The sequence below is a fragment of the Paenibacillus solani genome (assembly GCF_001277345.1).
Lineage (GTDB): Bacteria > Bacillota > Bacilli > Paenibacillales > Paenibacillaceae > Paenibacillus_AQ > Paenibacillus_AQ solani.
In genome coordinates, this window is sequence record NZ_LIUT01000003.1 from 545,294 (window position 1) to 561,764 (window position 16,471).

Annotated in this window: 14 protein-coding genes; 2 read left to right on the top strand and 12 right to left on the bottom strand. The window is 48.0% G+C overall.

Annotation, left to right across the window (positions count from 1 at the left end; translation table 11 throughout):
• Nucleotides 1-79 precede the first annotated feature (79 nt).
• The 5 genes from AM231_RS19875 to AM231_RS19895 all read right to left on the bottom strand — a co-directional run bounded on the left by AM231_RS19875 (nucleotide 80) and on the right by AM231_RS19895 (nucleotide 5,125).
• Nucleotides 80-769, bottom strand: coding sequence for a potassium channel family protein (locus AM231_RS19875; protein ID WP_054404195.1), 690 nt, complete (start codon nucleotides 767-769; stop codon nucleotides 80-82).
• Between the two features lie 224 nt (nucleotides 770-993).
• Nucleotides 994-1,794, bottom strand: a complete 801-nt coding sequence (locus tag AM231_RS19880; RefSeq protein WP_054404196.1) for an AAC(3) family N-acetyltransferase — start codon at nucleotides 1,792-1,794, stop codon at nucleotides 994-996.
• A gap of 116 nt (nucleotides 1,795-1,910) precedes the next feature.
• Entirely contained in the window at nucleotides 1,911-2,675 is a 765-nt protein-coding gene (gene sdhB / locus AM231_RS19885) for a succinate dehydrogenase iron-sulfur subunit (RefSeq protein ID WP_054404197.1), read from the bottom strand.
• 19 nt (nucleotides 2,676-2,694) lie between these two features.
• Complete coding sequence (sdhA, locus tag AM231_RS19890) at nucleotides 2,695-4,440, bottom strand: succinate dehydrogenase flavoprotein subunit (RefSeq protein ID WP_054404198.1); 1,746 nt, start codon at nucleotides 4,438-4,440, stop codon at nucleotides 2,695-2,697.
• Nucleotides 4,441-4,456: 16 nt separating this feature from the next.
• Nucleotides 4,457-5,125, bottom strand: a complete 669-nt coding sequence (locus AM231_RS19895) for a succinate dehydrogenase cytochrome b558 subunit (protein WP_054404199.1) — start codon at nucleotides 5,123-5,125, stop codon at nucleotides 4,457-4,459.
• Between the two features lie 323 nt (nucleotides 5,126-5,448).
• On the opposite strand from AM231_RS19895, the gene AM231_RS19900 reads away from it, so the two are divergent.
• Nucleotides 5,449-6,360 (top strand): LysR family transcriptional regulator, encoded by a 912-nt coding sequence (locus AM231_RS19900; RefSeq protein ID WP_054404200.1) that lies wholly within the window; start codon nucleotides 5,449-5,451, stop codon nucleotides 6,358-6,360.
• Nucleotides 6,361-6,464: 104 nt separating this feature from the next.
• Here AM231_RS19900 and AM231_RS19905 read toward each other — a convergent pair whose 3' ends face one another.
• From AM231_RS19905 to AM231_RS19935, 7 genes are all read right to left on the bottom strand, one after another.
• Nucleotides 6,465-7,490: a Gfo/Idh/MocA family protein gene (locus AM231_RS19905; protein WP_054404201.1), complete on the bottom strand. Its 1,026-nt coding sequence runs from the start codon at nucleotides 7,488-7,490 to the stop codon at nucleotides 6,465-6,467.
• A 31-nt stretch (nucleotides 7,491-7,521) separates the two neighbouring features.
• Complete coding sequence (locus AM231_RS19910) at nucleotides 7,522-8,418, bottom strand: hypothetical protein (protein ID WP_054404202.1); 897 nt, start codon at nucleotides 8,416-8,418, stop codon at nucleotides 7,522-7,524.
• A gap of 12 nt (nucleotides 8,419-8,430) precedes the next feature.
• The gene (locus AM231_RS19915; RefSeq protein WP_054404203.1) at nucleotides 8,431-9,270 is read right to left on the bottom strand and encodes a PIG-L deacetylase family protein; all 840 of its coding nucleotides are present in this window, start codon (nucleotides 9,268-9,270) and stop codon (nucleotides 8,431-8,433) included.
• A gap of 31 nt (nucleotides 9,271-9,301) precedes the next feature.
• Nucleotides 9,302-10,342: a sugar phosphate isomerase/epimerase family protein gene (locus AM231_RS19920; RefSeq protein ID WP_054404204.1), complete on the bottom strand. Its 1,041-nt coding sequence runs from the start codon at nucleotides 10,340-10,342 to the stop codon at nucleotides 9,302-9,304.
• 91 nt (nucleotides 10,343-10,433) lie between these two features.
• On the bottom strand, nucleotides 10,434-12,005 hold the full coding sequence (locus AM231_RS19925) for an extracellular solute-binding protein (RefSeq protein WP_054404205.1): 1,572 nt from the start codon (nucleotides 12,003-12,005) through the stop codon (nucleotides 10,434-10,436).
• Nucleotides 12,006-12,082: 77 nt separating this feature from the next.
• Complete coding sequence (locus AM231_RS19930; protein ID WP_054404206.1) at nucleotides 12,083-12,961, bottom strand: carbohydrate ABC transporter permease; 879 nt, start codon at nucleotides 12,959-12,961, stop codon at nucleotides 12,083-12,085.
• A gap of 20 nt (nucleotides 12,962-12,981) precedes the next feature.
• Nucleotides 12,982-13,884, bottom strand: a complete 903-nt coding sequence (locus AM231_RS19935; protein WP_054404207.1) for an ABC transporter permease — start codon at nucleotides 13,882-13,884, stop codon at nucleotides 12,982-12,984.
• 268 nt (nucleotides 13,885-14,152) lie between these two features.
• On the opposite strand from AM231_RS19935, the gene AM231_RS19940 reads away from it, so the two are divergent.
• Nucleotides 14,153-16,456 (top strand): helix-turn-helix domain-containing protein, encoded by a 2,304-nt coding sequence (locus AM231_RS19940; RefSeq protein WP_165593443.1) that lies wholly within the window; start codon nucleotides 14,153-14,155, stop codon nucleotides 16,454-16,456.
• Nucleotides 16,457-16,471 lie beyond the last annotated feature (15 nt).

Genomic DNA, 16,471 nt, shown 5'->3' on the forward strand with positions numbered 1-16,471 from the left:
CCATTTCTTCATTTGACGCATTTTTTTATCTGACGAACTGTCCGTCAAGTGAGCAAACCTACTTATGGGACAGCCCCGTTTAAAACGTTTTGTGCTTTCTGCGGTGCGGTGGAATGACCGCTTTCTTTCCCTCCTCCTTTCCCTCCAGTTCAAAACCTTCGCCGCCAGGTTTAAACATCTGACGCAGCGTTCCCAGCATAGACAAGGCATAAGCCACAGTAATAAAGCTAAAAGCAATCTCCATGACCACAACCAGCCGGGAAGTGTTATCAACTGGCGCAACGTCGCCGTATCCCACCGTGACAAATGTCGCCATGCTGAAATACAGAAAGGTGATGAACTGACTTACCATATCCTCACCGAGATTTTTGCCTTCAAAGGAAACTCCTCCAAACAGCTTGTAGATCGACATATATACCATCGTAAAGAACAAGATGCACATCCCCGCCGCCATACTGATTCGGACCAAGGTTGTTTTCATGCCTACATGCTGATGGACGGAGTCTGCAATCTGACCGAATATATACAGTACATAGAAGATAACGGAGCCTAGGGCAAACAGCAGGATCAGGGCGCGCATGCCGCCTTCGCCTGGCACAACTTTCATAAGATCGATCCAGCCAAGCAAATCCTCGACGGACACCAGTACATATATGAGTAGTGGAGCAAGCAGCAAAGGCCTGCTGGACCACTTTTTATCCATGCTGTAGAAAAGATAGATCAACAGCAAAAGTCCAATCATATTGAGCAGCCACATCCACCAAGACATGTTCAGGCCCCCTCCTTTAGCTCGGTCCCGAACTCCGGGCCGTACCCTTACATCCTATATAACCTCAGCAGAGGATGTTTGCACCTGGAGACCGCTGGCAGTCGGAGCAGACAGATACATCTTTATTGTAAGCCAAGGGACCCATTCACCTCTGTACTTGAAATCTCTATCCCACCACCCATTGATGGCCACTCACATTAAACCGCACTGCTGCCATAGGGATATTAACGGTTAGTCTCCAACCACTCCACTGCGTAGTCGACCATCGATCTTTGGTCTGCCAGAACGCAATCAGCCTTGCCGACAAGGCCACGTTTATATGCATTGGGACATTGAGCTTCAAAAGCGGTGCCCAACTCCTCAAAATCGTCTGAATGATAGTTGATATCCTGAAAGGCCTCCCATTCTGTTTTCCCCTGAACTCTGCGAATCGGTGCATGAGCGGTAACCACCTTTTTTCCCGCCCAATCTGCACGATACTCGCCAAGATGAAAAGTAGTATTGTTGTCATAACCCGTGCCGAGCAACAATACATAAGCTCCTGCGTCATACAGACGTGCTAGAGGCGAGGCTTCGCCCAAGCTATAATCCAGCGCATGAGTTTGCATGAATGCTTCTGCAAGCCTCCCGCGCGCTGCAAACGAGACATGCGGATGCAAACTGCGGATGACGCCTGCTTGTTTGCGGAATGTTTCCGCAATAATCCCCATCCCCATACTGGCCGTCAAATTCGGATCGTAAGGCGGCATTTCATCGCGAATCAGCTCCCACCACTTCGGGTCCGCCGGAGGATACCTCCAAGTCTCTGGATTCGTCAGGTTTGCAGATTGCGTCGGCATTACCAGCGTTCCCTCTTCACCCAGAACCTCTTCGAGTGCGAGAATGACAGCTTCCGCACCGCCAACGATCCATCCGCCCAGGCTTTTAAGCGAGGAATGGACCAGTAGCGTCATTCCCTTCTGTACTCCCAGTGCCGCCAGGTCATCACAAATATCTCTTATCGTAATCGGTCTTTCGATGATCAAATGACTCACCTCAATCTATTATCCTGTAGAACATATGGAATGATATCACACAACAAAAAAAGCGTCTGTACCGAAGCCATGCTCCGGTCAGACGCCTTGTGATGAAACTAAACCGATTAAACGCTCAACCAGCGCTTAAACAGCTGTTTGGTTGTATCTTTATTCATTTCCGCAATGGACGTTGTCAGCGGGATGCCCTTCGGACAAGAACGCACACAGTTCTGCGAGTTACCACAGCCCTCAATGCCTCCATCCTGCATCAGCGCTTCCAGACGCTCTTCCTTGTTCATCTCACCTGTCGGATGAGCATTGAACAAGCGGACTTGAGATATAGCGGCTGGTCCGATGAAGTCTGTTTTTTCGTTGACATTCGGACAAGCTTCGAGACATACGCCGCAAGTCATGCACTTAGAGAGCTCATAAGCCCACTGACGCTTCTTCTCGGCCATTTTCGGTCCAGGGCCCAGGTCGTAGGTGCCGTCGATCGGAATCCATGCCTTCACACGCTTGAGCGCAGTGAACATGCGGCTGCGGTCGATCACCAAGTCTCTTACAACCGGGAATGTCTTCATCGGCTGGATCCGAATCGGCTGCTCCAGCTTGTCGATCAATGCCGCACAAGCTTGACGCGGCTTGCCGTTAATGACCATGGAGCAAGCTCCGCACACTTCTTCCAGACAGTTCGAGTCCCAGCATACGGGTGCGGTATCTTTACCCTGTGCATTTTTGGGATTACGCTGAATCTCCATCAGCGCACTAATGACGTTCATACCGGGACGGTACGGGATTTCGAATTCCTCGGTATAGGGTTTCGTCTCCTGATTGTCCTGACGTGTAATGATAAACTTAACAGTTTTTGAAGCGGCTGCTGTTTGTGACATCGTAAATCCCCCTTTCTTCTTACTTGTCTTTCGAATAGTCGCGAACACGCGGCGGGATTAAGGAAACATCTACTTCTTCATATGAAATCTGTGGGCCATCAGGCGTCCAGGTTGCTTTGGTTGTTTTGAGGTATTCCTCATCGTTACGATCAGGGAAATCCGGCTTGTAGTGAGCACCGCGGCTTTCATTCCGGAGAAGAGCTCCCAGTGTCATAGCTTCGGACAGCTCCAGCATGTTCCACAATTGACGGGTGAATGCCACGCCTTGGTTATTCCAGCGGGAAGTATCCGTCATATTGATATTGCGGTAACGCTGTTTCAATTCCTTGATTTTGTTGATGGTAGCTTCCAGCTTGTCATTATAGCGAACAACCGTCATATTGTTGGTCATCCATTCCCCGAGCTCTTTATGGATCACGTAAGCATTCTCGGTTCCTTCCATCTTGAGCAGTCCCTCATATTTGTTCGTTTGCTCTTTCGCTGCACGATCAAATACTGTAGAGGAAACATCCTCGGAAGACTTCTTCAGACCTTTGACATATTCAATGGCCTTCGGTCCGGCCACCATACCGCCGTAAATAGCGGAGACCAGGGAGTTGGCGCCCAAACGGTTCGCGCCGTGATATTGATACTCACATTCTCCGGCTGCAAACAAACCAGGAATGTTAGTCATTTGATTATAGTCAACCCACATGCCGCCCATGGAATAGTGGACTGCAGGGAAGATTTTCATCGGGATTTTGCGCGGATCATCGCCCATGAACTTCTCATAGATTTCGATGATACCGCCGAGCTTAACATCAAGCTCTTTAGGATCCTTATGTGACAGGTCGAGGTAAACCATGTTCTCGCCGTTAATGCCCAGTCCCATATCGACGCAGACGGAGAAGATTTCACGCGTTGCTATATCGCGCGGCACCAGGTTCCCGTAAGCAGGATACTTCTCTTCGAGGAAGTACCATGGCTTGCCGTCTTTATAGGTCCAGATCCGTCCACCTTCACCGCGTGCCGATTCCGACATCAAGCGGAGCTTGTCATCGCCAGGAATGGCTGTCGGGTGAATCTGGATAAACTCACCGTTAGCATAATGAACGCCTTGTTGATATACAGCACTGGCTGCGGTTCCCGTGTTGATAACCGAGTTAGTTGTTTTTCCGAAGATGATACCAGGGCCACCGCTTGCGAGAATGACAGCCTCGGCTTTGAATGCCTTGATTTCCATCGTGCGCAGATCCTGGGCAGCAATCCCGCGGCATACGCCTTCATCATCAATGATGGCATTCAGGAACTCCCAGTTCTCGTACTTGGTCACAAGACCTGCAGTTTCCCAGCGGCGAACCTGCTCATCCAGCGCATACAATAGCTGCTGGCCGGTGGTTGCTCCGGCGAATGCCGTCCGGTGGCGCTTCGTTCCGCCGAAACGGCGGAAATCGAGCAAGCCTTCCGGTGTACGGTTAAACATAACGCCCATACGGTCCATCAAGTGGATAATACCCGGGGCCGCTTCACACATCGCTTTTACCGGTGGCTGATTCGCAAGGAAGTCGCCGCCGTATACCGTGTCGTCAAAGTGCTCCCAAGGAGAGTCACCCTCACCCTTCGTATTAACAGCTCCATTGATACCGCCTTGCGCACACACGGAGTGAGAACGTTTAACGGGTACAAGTGAGAATAGATGAACATGAGCTCCGGCTTCTGCCGCCTTGATGGTTGCCATCAATCCGGCAAGACCGCCGCCCACTACGATAATATTAGATGATGCCATTGTTGGTTCACTCCCCTTAACTTAAGACTGTCTTAACTACATCGAATGCTGCTGTAGCAGCCTGAAATTCAGAACCGCGGAATGCTGTCATAGCAAGAACAAACAGCACGCTCATCAATACGAACAAGCCCATGCAGATGTACGTGGATACCTTCTGCGCACGCGGACCAACCGTGATCCCCCAGCTTACGAGGAATGCCCATAATCCGTTTGCGAAGTGGAAGGTTGCCGATACAACCCCGATGACGTACAGTGCAAACAATACCGGGTTGTTCATGATGCCATGCATCGTGGCGCCCAGATCATCGTGCGTGATTTTACCGATCATGATCTGGAAGCGCGTATCGTACATATGCCAGATGATGAAGACGAATGTAATAACGCCTGTAATCCGCTGAATCGTGAAGCGGATGTTTCTCTCATAGTTGTAGTTGCCTACGTTGTTATTAGCTTGATAAGCAATGTATAACCCGTAGACGCCATGATATAGAAGTGGCAGCCAAATCAGGAACAGCTCAAGGAAAAAAATCAGCGGCATGCTGTTCAGAAAATTCACCGCGCTTGCGAAGCCTTCCTTTCCACCCTCGAAAGCTTTAAAGTTGGAAATCATATGGCTGAGCAAGAATGCCCCAAGCGGTATGATGCCGAGTAAAGAATGAAGCTTTCTGGAATAATACCCTTTCATCAGTTGACGTTCCCCTTTCCAATGTGCAGCGTTTTCATTTTCAATCTTTTCTTATTCTCAGAACAATACACTTACCTGTCCTGCTTAAAACCGTTGCAACGACAAAAAGCTGCCTATTTCGGCAATAGTGTGAACAACTTGTGTCATATCTCATGTTACTCCTTTTTATCTTATAATGGAATTGCAATATACGTATTAATTGTTATAACATTTATGCATAACCATTGTTACATGCAAAACGTTTCTATTAAATAGGCGATCAATTTAAGAGATCATTCTTTTTCAATATAACTATACGTCGAGTACTTGGAGGGATGCTACCTATGATGGAAGATTTTCTGGTATTCACTACGGTCGTTGAGCAATCCAGCATGAACAAAGCTTCAAAGCTGCTAAATTTGTCGCAGCCAGCCTTGTCACGCAAAATAGCCAAGCTTGAGGAGGAATGGGGTGTCGCGCTATTCGAACGGAAAGGGAAGCGACTGGAACTGACCCGCGTCGGTCAGGAGGCTTACATATACGCCATGGAGCAGTGCCAGCGCCACCAGCATTTCCTGCAGTCGGTTTCCCGCTTCAAAACGGCAGAACGAAGGGTCGTCACTCTCGGAGCAAGCCTTACAACAATCCAGACGACCCTGCCCCCGCTGGTCACCGCGCTCATGAATAAATTGCCAGACATCGAGGTGAAGCTCATTACGGGCAAAACCCATGAAATCGTCTCCTATGTCCGCGACAAAAGGGTCGATCTGGGCGTCGTCGCCTCGTCGATTTCCGAGCAGGGCTTGAAATGCATCCCCCTGTTTCAGGACCACCTGGAGCTGGTCGTTCCCCGGAACCATGTCCTGGCTGGAGAACAGCCTGCCGCCATGGAGGATTTAAACGGGCTGCCCATGATCATTTTCTCCAAAGGAACATGGTACCGGAAGCTGATTGATCATCTGTTTGGACGATACGGCATCATACCGGATGTGCGAATGGAAATCGATTCCTTCGAAGCCATTGTCCGTCTTCTTCCGACATGCCGAGCCGCCGCGCTCCTGCCGCAATCGTATCTGAGGCCCCAACTGCTTAAGGATAATGAACTGGTGGCTCTGCCCATGAAAGAGCTGGAGCAAACGCGCCGGGAGACCTGCCTTATTTATGGCAGCAGCTTGGAGCTGACTCAAGAGACCAAAGATTGGATTAAGGATATCAAGGGCTGTCTGATCAATGCCCTGGAGCTGGAGCAGATTTGAAAACATCGTGAAGCATAAAGCAAATCACACAACGGCAAAAAGCAACCGCGAGCAAAGACTTCCGGTTGCTTTTTTAGGATTTTTTTAGAAAAACAAACGATCTGTTAAGCTTTCAAGCTATCAAAGTATACCTTTTGCCCTGATTGTGCGGACAAATAAAGCGCTTCAAGCGTCTCGGCAAGTGCAATCCCATCCTGGACAGCATTCGGCAGGCCCGCTTCTCCCTCCATGGCTTTAAGCCATAATGAAAGGGTGGATTCTCCGGCTTCGCCCATCGCGGCTGCCTCATTCAAAGCCTGCTTCTTCTCTTCTGGGGCAAACAGCCTTATCGTGCTATCGGAAGGATTCAGTAATTTGCGGTGCACTCCGTTTATACCTCCTCCAAGAAAGCTTCCGGATGTTCCGTAAAGCTCGATAGAGAACGGTGAATGATCGGCTGCGTAGCTAGTATCGCATATGACCAGTACACCATTCGGAAATTCGAACAATGCTGCCGCATTATCCTCCGCTCGGTGGTCTGTGTAATGAGCCGCAATTGCAGTTACGGCAATCGGTCGTCCCAACAGCCATCTCAACAGATACAAGCCATGGGCACCAAGATCCGTGAATACGCCATATGGCGTATTCAAATATCGCGAATCAAGAGGATTTTCTCCGATCGCTCCGTTATGCGCATTCCGAATCCGAAGGCTGGTAATGTCACCGATGATTCCTGCAGACACGACTCTCTTGGCTGCTATATTGACTGGCCAGCGCCTTAAGGACATATCGATCGCGAAGTGAATATCAAAGCGCTCAATACATTTGGAGATCTTGTTTGCTTCCTGCAACGAAAGGGCCAGCACTTGGTCGCTGAGTACATGCTTTCCTGCTTGAGCGGCAAGCTCAATCAATGATCCGGCCTCTGCAGGTGAAGAGTCAATAATGACGCCATCCAAATCTCCTCTAGCCAACAGCCTCTCTAAATCCGGCTCGAAATCCGTACCAAATTCCTCGGCAAAAAACTTCCCCCGCTCCATAGCGGAATCCCAGACGGCGCTGATTCGTACATCAGGGAAATCGGCCAAATCTCTAACGAAGCTTCTGGCATGATAGTGATTCCAGCAGCTCAGCATAGCTATATTGGGCACAAGTCTACCTCCTTTTCCTGAATAATCAAAATCATATATTGACAGCAATGATCGCCAGAATGCCTGTCGCAATTCCAGCCGCTCCCCCGCGCGTCACCTTCTCCTTAAAGAAGATGGCAGAAGCGAACGTAAGCAGGATGATCATGCTCCCGTTGACAAGCGGATAAAGATAGGCACCCGGCAGCCTGCCTGACAGAACATTCATCAATGCATTGCCTATACCGGTCGTTAGCGCGACACCGATGATCAGAAGCGTGGACTGCCAATAGACCGGGATTATTTTAGAAGATTCTCCCGAATTCCTAATTCCGCTGTACCCGCCGCATACCATCCATCCAAGCAGGGAACAAAGTGCCGCCACGGTGAAGCCGACCAGCGTCAGTTCTGCCGCTTCACGGCCGCCCATCAGCAATTGATGCGTTTTTGCAACCACGGGAATAAGTCCATTGAAGAGAAAAGCAAGCAGGCAATAAGCAAGCCAGCGCTTGTCTGTCTTGCCCGCATTTTCCCGGTGTTTGCCATAAATCTGGATGAAGTAAAAAGAAAGGAGAAACAGGATCAGTCCGATCCATCTCATAATTCCAGCCTTCTCCTGCCATATTGTCATGCTGGCCAGAACAGGAACCATGAGACTTGCAGAGAAATAAAAGGAAGAATACGAAAGCGGGCCGGTATTCATCGCGCGCGTGTAGCAGAACATTGTTGAAGTAAAGACAACACCGTAAAGAGAGCCGAGCAGCCACGTCATCGTGCTGGCCGCCATCTCTGCGGTAAATAAAGACCATACCCACAAACCAATGGCGATAAGAGAGCAGTAAGCTGCTATAAGTCCGAATGATGCCCGGTTGTTTTGTGGATCCGGCAGCCGTTTAAGACATAAGGACTGGAGAACGAACATGACGGCGGCGGCAATTGCAGCAAGCAGCATGTTTCCTCCTGCTTAATCTGCGGTCGATAGTCCCAGCATCGGGAACATTCGCTGCAATTCTGCGCCGCTAGGGCGGCGACCATAAGAAGCAATTTCAAATGGTTCTGCATAACGAACCTTTTTCATATGCTCCTTGCCATATCCGTACTCAAGCGCCGGTCTCATTTCTTCGGAGACGTTCATAAATTCGGCCCAGTACTTCAACAGGAAACTCTTTTTGTCCTCCCAACTCTCAGGCACCTCGCCCAGGAAACCGCCCTGCCACGGAGCAAATTCATAGAACTGGGAAGCATGAGCATCGCATGCAAGGAGCTTCTTCTCCAGAACGGGCTCAATATCAATGACAAGATCTGCCGAATAGTGCTGTTTCATTGAATAATCAGGCATTAACAGCACAACGGGGCTTTGATTCAGCGCAGCAGCTTCCGTAACGGCATTCGGCGTCTTGGCAGTGAGTGGAATGGCATCGCCAACTACCTTTCCAGCGTAACGGTTATCGGGATGTGCTCCTCCTTCAGGATGAAAGGTAATGACCACATCCGCTTTCCAATTTCTAATCTGCCGAATGACCTCGTTACGGACCTCAAGGGTGGGAAGCAGTTCTCCATCCGGCGTATGCAGCACTTCGTATTCGTCAATTCCAAGCCTCTTCGCCGCGTCCTCGGCTTCCTGCCTCCGCCGCTTGACCAGCTCTGTGCGAGTCATCGAATAATGCCCACAGCAGCCGTCTGTCAGAGACAAAAATTTCACCCGATGCCCCAACTCCGCGAATAATGCTGCCGTTCCACCTGCATAAATGTCCGGTTCATCCGGATGTGCCCCGATGACGATTACACGAATCTCCTCTTTCATTCCACACGCCTCCTTAAAGTTTAAGTTATATTCAACCAGCTAATCCAAGCTCCCTTAGCACCTGCTGAAGGTACTTCCGGGATGACTCCAGCCTGTCGTCCATCTCATCCCAGTAACTGATCGCCTCGTATACATCCGGCTTCATCCATTCTCCCGAAGCTATTTTCTGCTCGCAGAGCATTGCCAATCTGACCAGCTCCGTCACTTCTGCCATGTTAAGATCAGGGTGAACGTTCCTCCACTCCTCAACAAAAATATCAACATGCATCAATCCCTTGTGATCTTCAACCTGGACATGAAGTTCGGGATTAACCTTGCCAATCTCCGCAAAGATCGTCTTGTAGTCAACGATCCCTTGACCGGAAGCCTTCAACTGGCGCACCAGCCCGTTCTCCGAAAAATATAAAATACCATCCTTCGCATGCATCTGATGAATATATGGCGCAGCCCGTCTGGCAACAGCTACTGGATCTTCGGCCCGGGACAGCACATTGGCCGTATCAAAGGCAACGCCGAGCACATCGTCTCCCACCTCCTCAATCATGCGCAGCACTTCATAAGAAGTGATTTCCTCGTGCGTCTCAAGATTGATCCGCGATCCGGCGTCCCTCAGCACTGGTGCCAGCCGCTTCAAAAAGCGGGTTGTTGCTTGCAGCTGCTCTTCCCAGGTGACATCTGTCCGGAAACGATCGTTCACAAAATATCCGGTGTGCTCTCCACGCCACCCTGCGGTCACTCCGATAAGCTCCTTTGCACCCATCTCCGCAGCTGCGTAGATTTGCTTCTCCATCGCCAGCTTATAGTCGCCTCCGCCCAGCATCCAAATCTCCGGCGATTCCGTCGTATTATAAGGGTTAACCCGCCCGATGCCAAAATCGAGGAACATCTCAAGCTGCTGAGCGCATTGACTTGCTGCCCTTAAAGCACCGATATCCAATGTCTTGGATACATAGAATGGGGATTTATAATACACTCCCTCGTAACCATCGGCTTTCGCTTTCTGGAGCACTTGCTCAACAGACATATATTCATCCCTTAAATAACCGTGATGCAGCTCGATACCTACCTTCATGGCTCTCGCCCCCCTACTGTTGTCTTGATCCGGATCCTCATATCGAGACAGCCCCTTGATAAATAGCAAGAGGCTGTCTCCCATTACTTGCTTACTTCAATGTATTGTTATAAATTTCAAGCAATCTGGTAACACCTTTTTCGTTAATTTCCTGCACGTAATTGTCCCAGTCCTTATCGATCGAAGATTTACCATAGACGAACTGTTCCTGCATTCTCATGAAGTAATCATGAACGGTTGTATTTCTCATCGTCTCTTCTTCCTTGTCTTCAGGAGTCAGCTTCGGAACTTTGGCAACGGCAGGGAACCAATTCTTCTGATTCGCTTCATCTGTTAGGGATTCAACAAGCGGATTGTTCAACACCTTAGAAAACCAGTCATATGTAAATACCGTAGTAAAGTTGTTGTTGGAAGCACCCACATTCCATAATGCCTTCTGGATGCTGCCGCTTTCCTTCACAGCATCGGTGAAATCCCGCTGGCCGTCCTTCTCCATAAACGTTTCGCCATCAATACCCCAGGTTCCTATATTGATAGCCTCATCGCTATACATCCAGTTCACGTATTCCAGCAGCTTGTCAAAGTTCGGCTTTTTAGCCGCGCTCTCCGGAATGGCATAAGCGAAGTTGATGCGCTGTGCAGAAGGCCCCTTGACTCCGCCCGGTCCGGCAATCGGCGGAAGTGGAGCAAGCTCAAAATCCGGCGTTACATTCTTCTTGCCATCCGCATTAATCTGGCCTAACTCGCTGATCCAGGTATAGGTGAATACGCTTTGTCCTGTCGCCATTTTCTGCTTCCACTGATCCGTGCTGGAAGTAAAAATCTCCGGATCCGCCAATCCATCCTCCATTAAACGACTAAAGAAGGACAAGTATTGTTTATAATTCTCGCTTGTATATGCATATTCGAACTGGTTTGATTCAGAATTGAACAAGAAACCGTTATAGACAGGTCCGACACCCCATGCAGCCCCTGACAAGTTCAACAAGCCGAGCGCTCCGTTGAGGTTGGCCATCGGATAACTGTTGGGATCAGCCTCCTTCAGCTTTTTCAATACCGTGTACAGCTCGTCCATCGTTGTTGGAGCTTCGAGATTGTATTTTTTGAGCAAATCTACACGTATGACCGGAGCCGTGTTATACATCGCCGATTCGAACATAAAAGGCAGCCCATACAACTTGCCATCCTTCAACGTCCAGTTGTCGAGTTCCTCGGAAATATTGTATTTCTCCAGTTTTTCCTTCAAATTTGGCAGTTTGTCCATATAATCGCTGATCGGCAGTAATACCCCGGTTTGAGCGAATTTCATATAGACAGGGTGTCCGACGGAGCTGATAAGGTCCGGAGCGGTGCCTGAACTGAGAACAATATTCAGCTTGTTCTGGTAATCAGCGTCGGGTGTCGGCTGGATCTCCAGCTTCACATTCGCCTGCTTTTGAAATTCCTGCAATACAGGCCAGGACGCATTGAAGGGATAGGACGGATTATCGTCATACATCATCGTAATCGTGACAGGCCCATCACCGGCTTTTTCTGTAGCCGCACCTCCTTTGTCCTTCGTGCCAGAGCCTGAGCATGCGGATAAAACTAACGACATCGCCAGCGTAAGCGCGGCTCCCTTGGCAAACCACCTGCTTGCTCTTTTGCCTTGTACCTCTTTCATTGTTCAACTGCCTCCCTTTGATTGATATTAATCTATCATTAAAGCTGTTCAGGCTGAGCCTGCGTTTAAAACTGCCTTCATCCCTTAACGGAGCCGATCATAACTCCCTTGGCAAAATACTTCTGTGTGAAAGGGAATATAAGCATGATTGGAAGCGTAGTTGACATAATCGCGGCCGCCTTAAGCGATGCCGTCGATACACTGTTTCCGATGTCGCCAACCGCGGCGGCATTTCCCGCCAGTTCTGATCCCGAGATAATATTGCGAACAATCATCATAACCGGATGCTTATCCGTGTTGTTCAGATAAATCATTGAATTGAACCAGTTGTTCCAGTAATACACAATGAGGAACAAGGTAAGCGCCGCTAAAATCGGCTTAGACAACGGAAGCACAATTTTTACAAGGATACGAAAAGGTCCTAATCCGTCAAGCATCGCAGATTCTTCAATCTCTTCGGGAATCCCTCCAAAATAAGTCATCATCAGCAGCAAATAATAAGGCGTAATACTGAAGGGGAGTACGATAGCCCAAATGGTGTCTAACAGCCCCAGACTCTTGACCAGCATATAGGTTGGAATCAAGCCTCCGCTGAAAAACATAGTAAACATTATGAAGAGGATAAGCAGTTTACGGCCCTTAAGTGTTCTTTTTGACAGGGGATAAGCACAAATCGTCAGCATGAACAAACTAAGCGTCGTACCCAACACGGTTTGAAAAATAGAGTTTTTGAACCCAACGATAATACTCGGATGCTCAAAAACGCGAACATACGCATCCAGATTGAAGCCTTTGGGCCATATTCCTACCTTTCCTCCCACGACTGCGCTGGAATGGCTTAATGAGACGGAAAGAAGATGAAGAAACGGAATTAAGATAGCGGCTACAAGAAGGAGCATAATGACTGAATTAATAACCATGAACCATTTGAACCCTAGTGAACGTCGGTATAGCATTGCAGTTATCCTCCCTCCTGCTAATACAATGAAAAGCCGGATATTTTTCTTGAAATATAGTTGCCCGCCGAGACGAGCACGAGTCCGATTAACCCGCCAAACAGGCCTACGGCTGTAGCGTAGCTGTAATTGTTATTCTGCAAGCCCATACGGAAGACGAATGTGTCGATAATTTCACTCGTTACGGAGTTGCTAGGCGTATACAGCAATAACACCTTTTCAAATCCAAGCATCAGCATGGAACCTAGGGAGATGATCAGCACAACGGAGATCGTCGGCAGAATCTGTGGAATCGTTACACTTAACGTTTGCCGCCATCTCCCGGCGCCATCCATCTCTGCCGCTTCATATAACTGTGTATCCACCGAGGAGAGAGCTGCAGTATAGATGATGGCATTCCAGCCCATGAACTGCCAGATGTCGGATGAGATGTAGATGGTCCGGAACCAGCCAGGCTCGTTAACAAAAAAGATGGGGTCGATCCCAAAATACCCCAAAAAGGAATTCACGATCCCGCTCGTGGGAGACAGAATTTCCTTCAGCATGCCCACGACAACGACAACTGCGACGAAATTCGGGAAATAAGAGATCGTCTGAATCACGGTCTTGATCTTCTTATTCAAAATTTCATTCAGCAGAAGTGCAAATAGAATGGGGAGCGTAAACGTAATAGCCAAATTCATAACGCTCAGGAGAATCGTATTCTGAAACGCCTTCCAGAAGCTGGGGTCATTCCAGAACATTTTGAAGTACTGAAGTCCGACCCATTCCTCCCCGTATATTGACCCGCCCGGTACATACTTTCTAAAGGCGAGCACGTTACCGATAATTGGCCCGTATCTGAAAATAATGAAATAAACAATTGGCAGTATGAGCATGATGTAATACGCTTTGTAGCGTTTGAAATATGGACTCACCCGCATACCAACCTCCTTCTTTGTAATCTTCCATTATCCAAACACATCCGAAAACCGCTTACTACAGCCAAATCAAGCCGAATGTCACACGAATCTACTTCTTCAAAGTCACAAAAAATAATCTTGTAACACTTTTCTACCTATTTGCTTAATGAATAGCTTGACTCGTTGACAAGAAAGCGCATCCATAATACTCTTTGTGTCTAAGCAACGAATAACTCGGGACGGATGTCAGGTGGCTGGATAAGAAAGGTGGGTTTAAGGAATGGGGCGGGTGACTAACATATGGAAGGTTGGTTTCCAAAGTATCTTTTTTCGGTTCATCATTTTGTTTGTCTCCATATCCTTGTTTATTCAAATCATTAATTTCGCAACTTACAATATGTATTTGCAGTATGTGCAGAGCCACATCGAAACCAACTACATCAGCTCTCTCTCTAACGTGGCTTCTTCTCTTAACCATCTGTTTGAGGGGATATATCAATCCAACTTTTTGCTTGCGCTTGACCGAAGCATTCTGAGTGTCTTCTCCGAGGAAGAAGACAACAAAGATATATCTAAATACGCCGACATTAGCCAAAGCGTTAGATCCTTAGCGAGGATTAAATATTTTGATTCATTTATTGACAGCGCTTATATTTACAAAAAGAAAGACGACCTTATTATTAGCAATGAAGGTACCTTCTCGGCCTCTTTCTTCTATGATAAGGTGTACCGGTTTGAGGAGTATCCCGCCGATTTCTGGAAATCGAATCATACCAGCAACCAGTTGTTCTCCATTTTGCCCCCCTCACAGATCAGCGGAACAACAAAGAATGTAGACAAGGTCATTATCCCGATTGTTCAGACTAAGATTGCGGAATATTGGTCCAACAATCTGTATGTTATCAACCTGAATGCTCAAGCCATAGTGCGACTGCTGCAAGATTACAAATTAACGCCGGGCAGCATATTGTTCATTGCCGATAAGGAAGGGACGATGCTGTCTTCCTCTGAAGCCGATTTTGTCCGTAATTCGGAGTTGCAGGCATTCATGTCCAGTCTTCTTAGAACCTCGGATACCGGGGCACCAGTAAACTATCGTGAACAAAAAATGAGGGTAATCACCCTCAACACAAATTTTTTCTATAACGATGTCGTCATGATCGCCGCTGTGCCGGAAAATGAAATCCGCAGCAGTCTAAGCAATCTGGAGAAATTGAGGACTTGGTCGACGATATTCACTTTCCTTCTCTCCTTGATCTTGTCGGTGGCTTTCAGCAAGAATCTGTATGCCCCGATTAAATCGCTCGTAGATCGGCTGAATGGCCCGCGTAACAATGAATTTAAATACCTGAATGATGAGATTGGCCGGATTATGAACAATGTACAATCGCTTAATCAGCAGCTTTCCTACGCGCTTCCACTAGCAAATGAGCAGTCCCTGGTAAAAATGCTGAAATATAACTACCTGTATGATGATGTCAGCATCGAAATCCATCCGCATAATAGCAGCTTTTCATTTGAACACGACCATTTTATCATCACCGTCTTCCAGTTCAATTTCCGGAAGCCTTTCTATCATTCGTTCAGTGAATCCTTTCAGAGCGATTCTTCGAGAATGCTTACAAGCCTTTTAAAGGCGCTGCTGCCCGCAGATCATCCCTGCTACTTTCTGGAGATGGATGCCCATTTGTTCTGCTTGCTCGCTAACGTACCGGAGGGGACCTCTCAGGAGTTCTATCAGCGGTATTGCGAGGATATTGTGGAGCTGTTCCGTACGGATGAGGACTTCCTCAGAGTTCATGCCGGAATCGGAAGCGTGGGCCATGGATATAAAGGGATGCGCCAGTCATATATTCAAGCGATGAAGGCGCTCTGGCGCATTTCTCCATTCGATGGAAAGCGCGTTTATACATACACGGATATAGACCAGGAACCGGGCGTGATGCGATATTTGCTAAGCAGAGATGACGAGAATCGGCTGTTCAATCTGCTCTTATCTGATAAGAAGGAGGAAATGCATGATCTGTTAAAGAAAATTATCGATCAAAACTTGGCTGCACGTATTTCTCCTTCACTGCTCAAGGAGCTGTACATGAGATTTTATATGATCGGCCTCCAGGTTCTGAAGCAGCGGGACAAGGATTTGGATGAGGAAACCAGCAATCTGTATACGAGTTTTATTCTTTCTAATGAGTCCTTATCCGTAGATCAAATCACGGAATCCATTTTCTCCTATTTTGACACGGTTTCAAGCTTGTCCAGCGAAACGCTCAAATTTGACGTCGGTTCCTTCAAAGCCTTCATAGACGGGCATTATTACGAGGATATTCATTTGGAAATGCTAGCCCAGAAGTACAATACTTCCGCGCAGTATATGTCCCGTCTACTAAAAAGAGAGCTTGGCATGGGCTTCCAGGAATATTTACTGGATCTTAGAATTCGTAGAGCCAAAGAGCTGCTATCTCAATCCGACCGCAAAATCGGGGACATCTGGGAAGCTGTCGGCTTCAATAACAGAAATACATTTATTCGCGCCTTTAAAGGCAAAGAGGGCATTACACCAAGCGAATATCGGAAAAACATGAATAAATAAACTGCTTTTTGCCTA

Coding starts and splice junctions, on each gene's coding strand:
- AM231_RS19930 (WP_054404206.1), bottom strand. CDS start 12,961: ATGCTATACCGACGTTCACTAGGGTTCAAATGGTTCATGGTTATTAAT.
- sdhA (WP_054404198.1), bottom strand. CDS start 4,440: ATGGCATCATCTAATATTATCGTAGTGGGCGGCGGTCTTGCCGGATTG.
- AM231_RS19900 (WP_054404200.1), top strand. CDS start 5,449: ATGATGGAAGATTTTCTGGTATTCACTACGGTCGTTGAGCAATCCAGC.
- AM231_RS19895 (WP_054404199.1), bottom strand. CDS start 5,125: ATGAAAGGGTATTATTCCAGAAAGCTTCATTCTTTACTCGGCATCATA.
- AM231_RS19920 (WP_054404204.1), bottom strand. CDS start 10,342: ATGAAGGTAGGTATCGAGCTGCATCACGGTTATTTAAGGGATGAATAT.
- AM231_RS19875 (WP_054404195.1), bottom strand. CDS start 769: ATGTCTTGGTGGATGTGGCTGCTCAATATGATTGGACTTTTGCTGTTG.
- AM231_RS19910 (WP_054404202.1), bottom strand. CDS start 8,418: ATGCTGCTTGCTGCAATTGCCGCCGCCGTCATGTTCGTTCTCCAGTCC.
- AM231_RS19935 (WP_054404207.1), bottom strand. CDS start 13,884: ATGCGGGTGAGTCCATATTTCAAACGCTACAAAGCGTATTACATCATG.
- AM231_RS19915 (WP_054404203.1), bottom strand. CDS start 9,270: ATGAAAGAGGAGATTCGTGTAATCGTCATCGGGGCACATCCGGATGAA.
- AM231_RS19925 (WP_054404205.1), bottom strand. CDS start 12,005: ATGAAAGAGGTACAAGGCAAAAGAGCAAGCAGGTGGTTTGCCAAGGGA.
- sdhB (WP_054404197.1), bottom strand. CDS start 2,675: ATGTCACAAACAGCAGCCGCTTCAAAAACTGTTAAGTTTATCATTACA.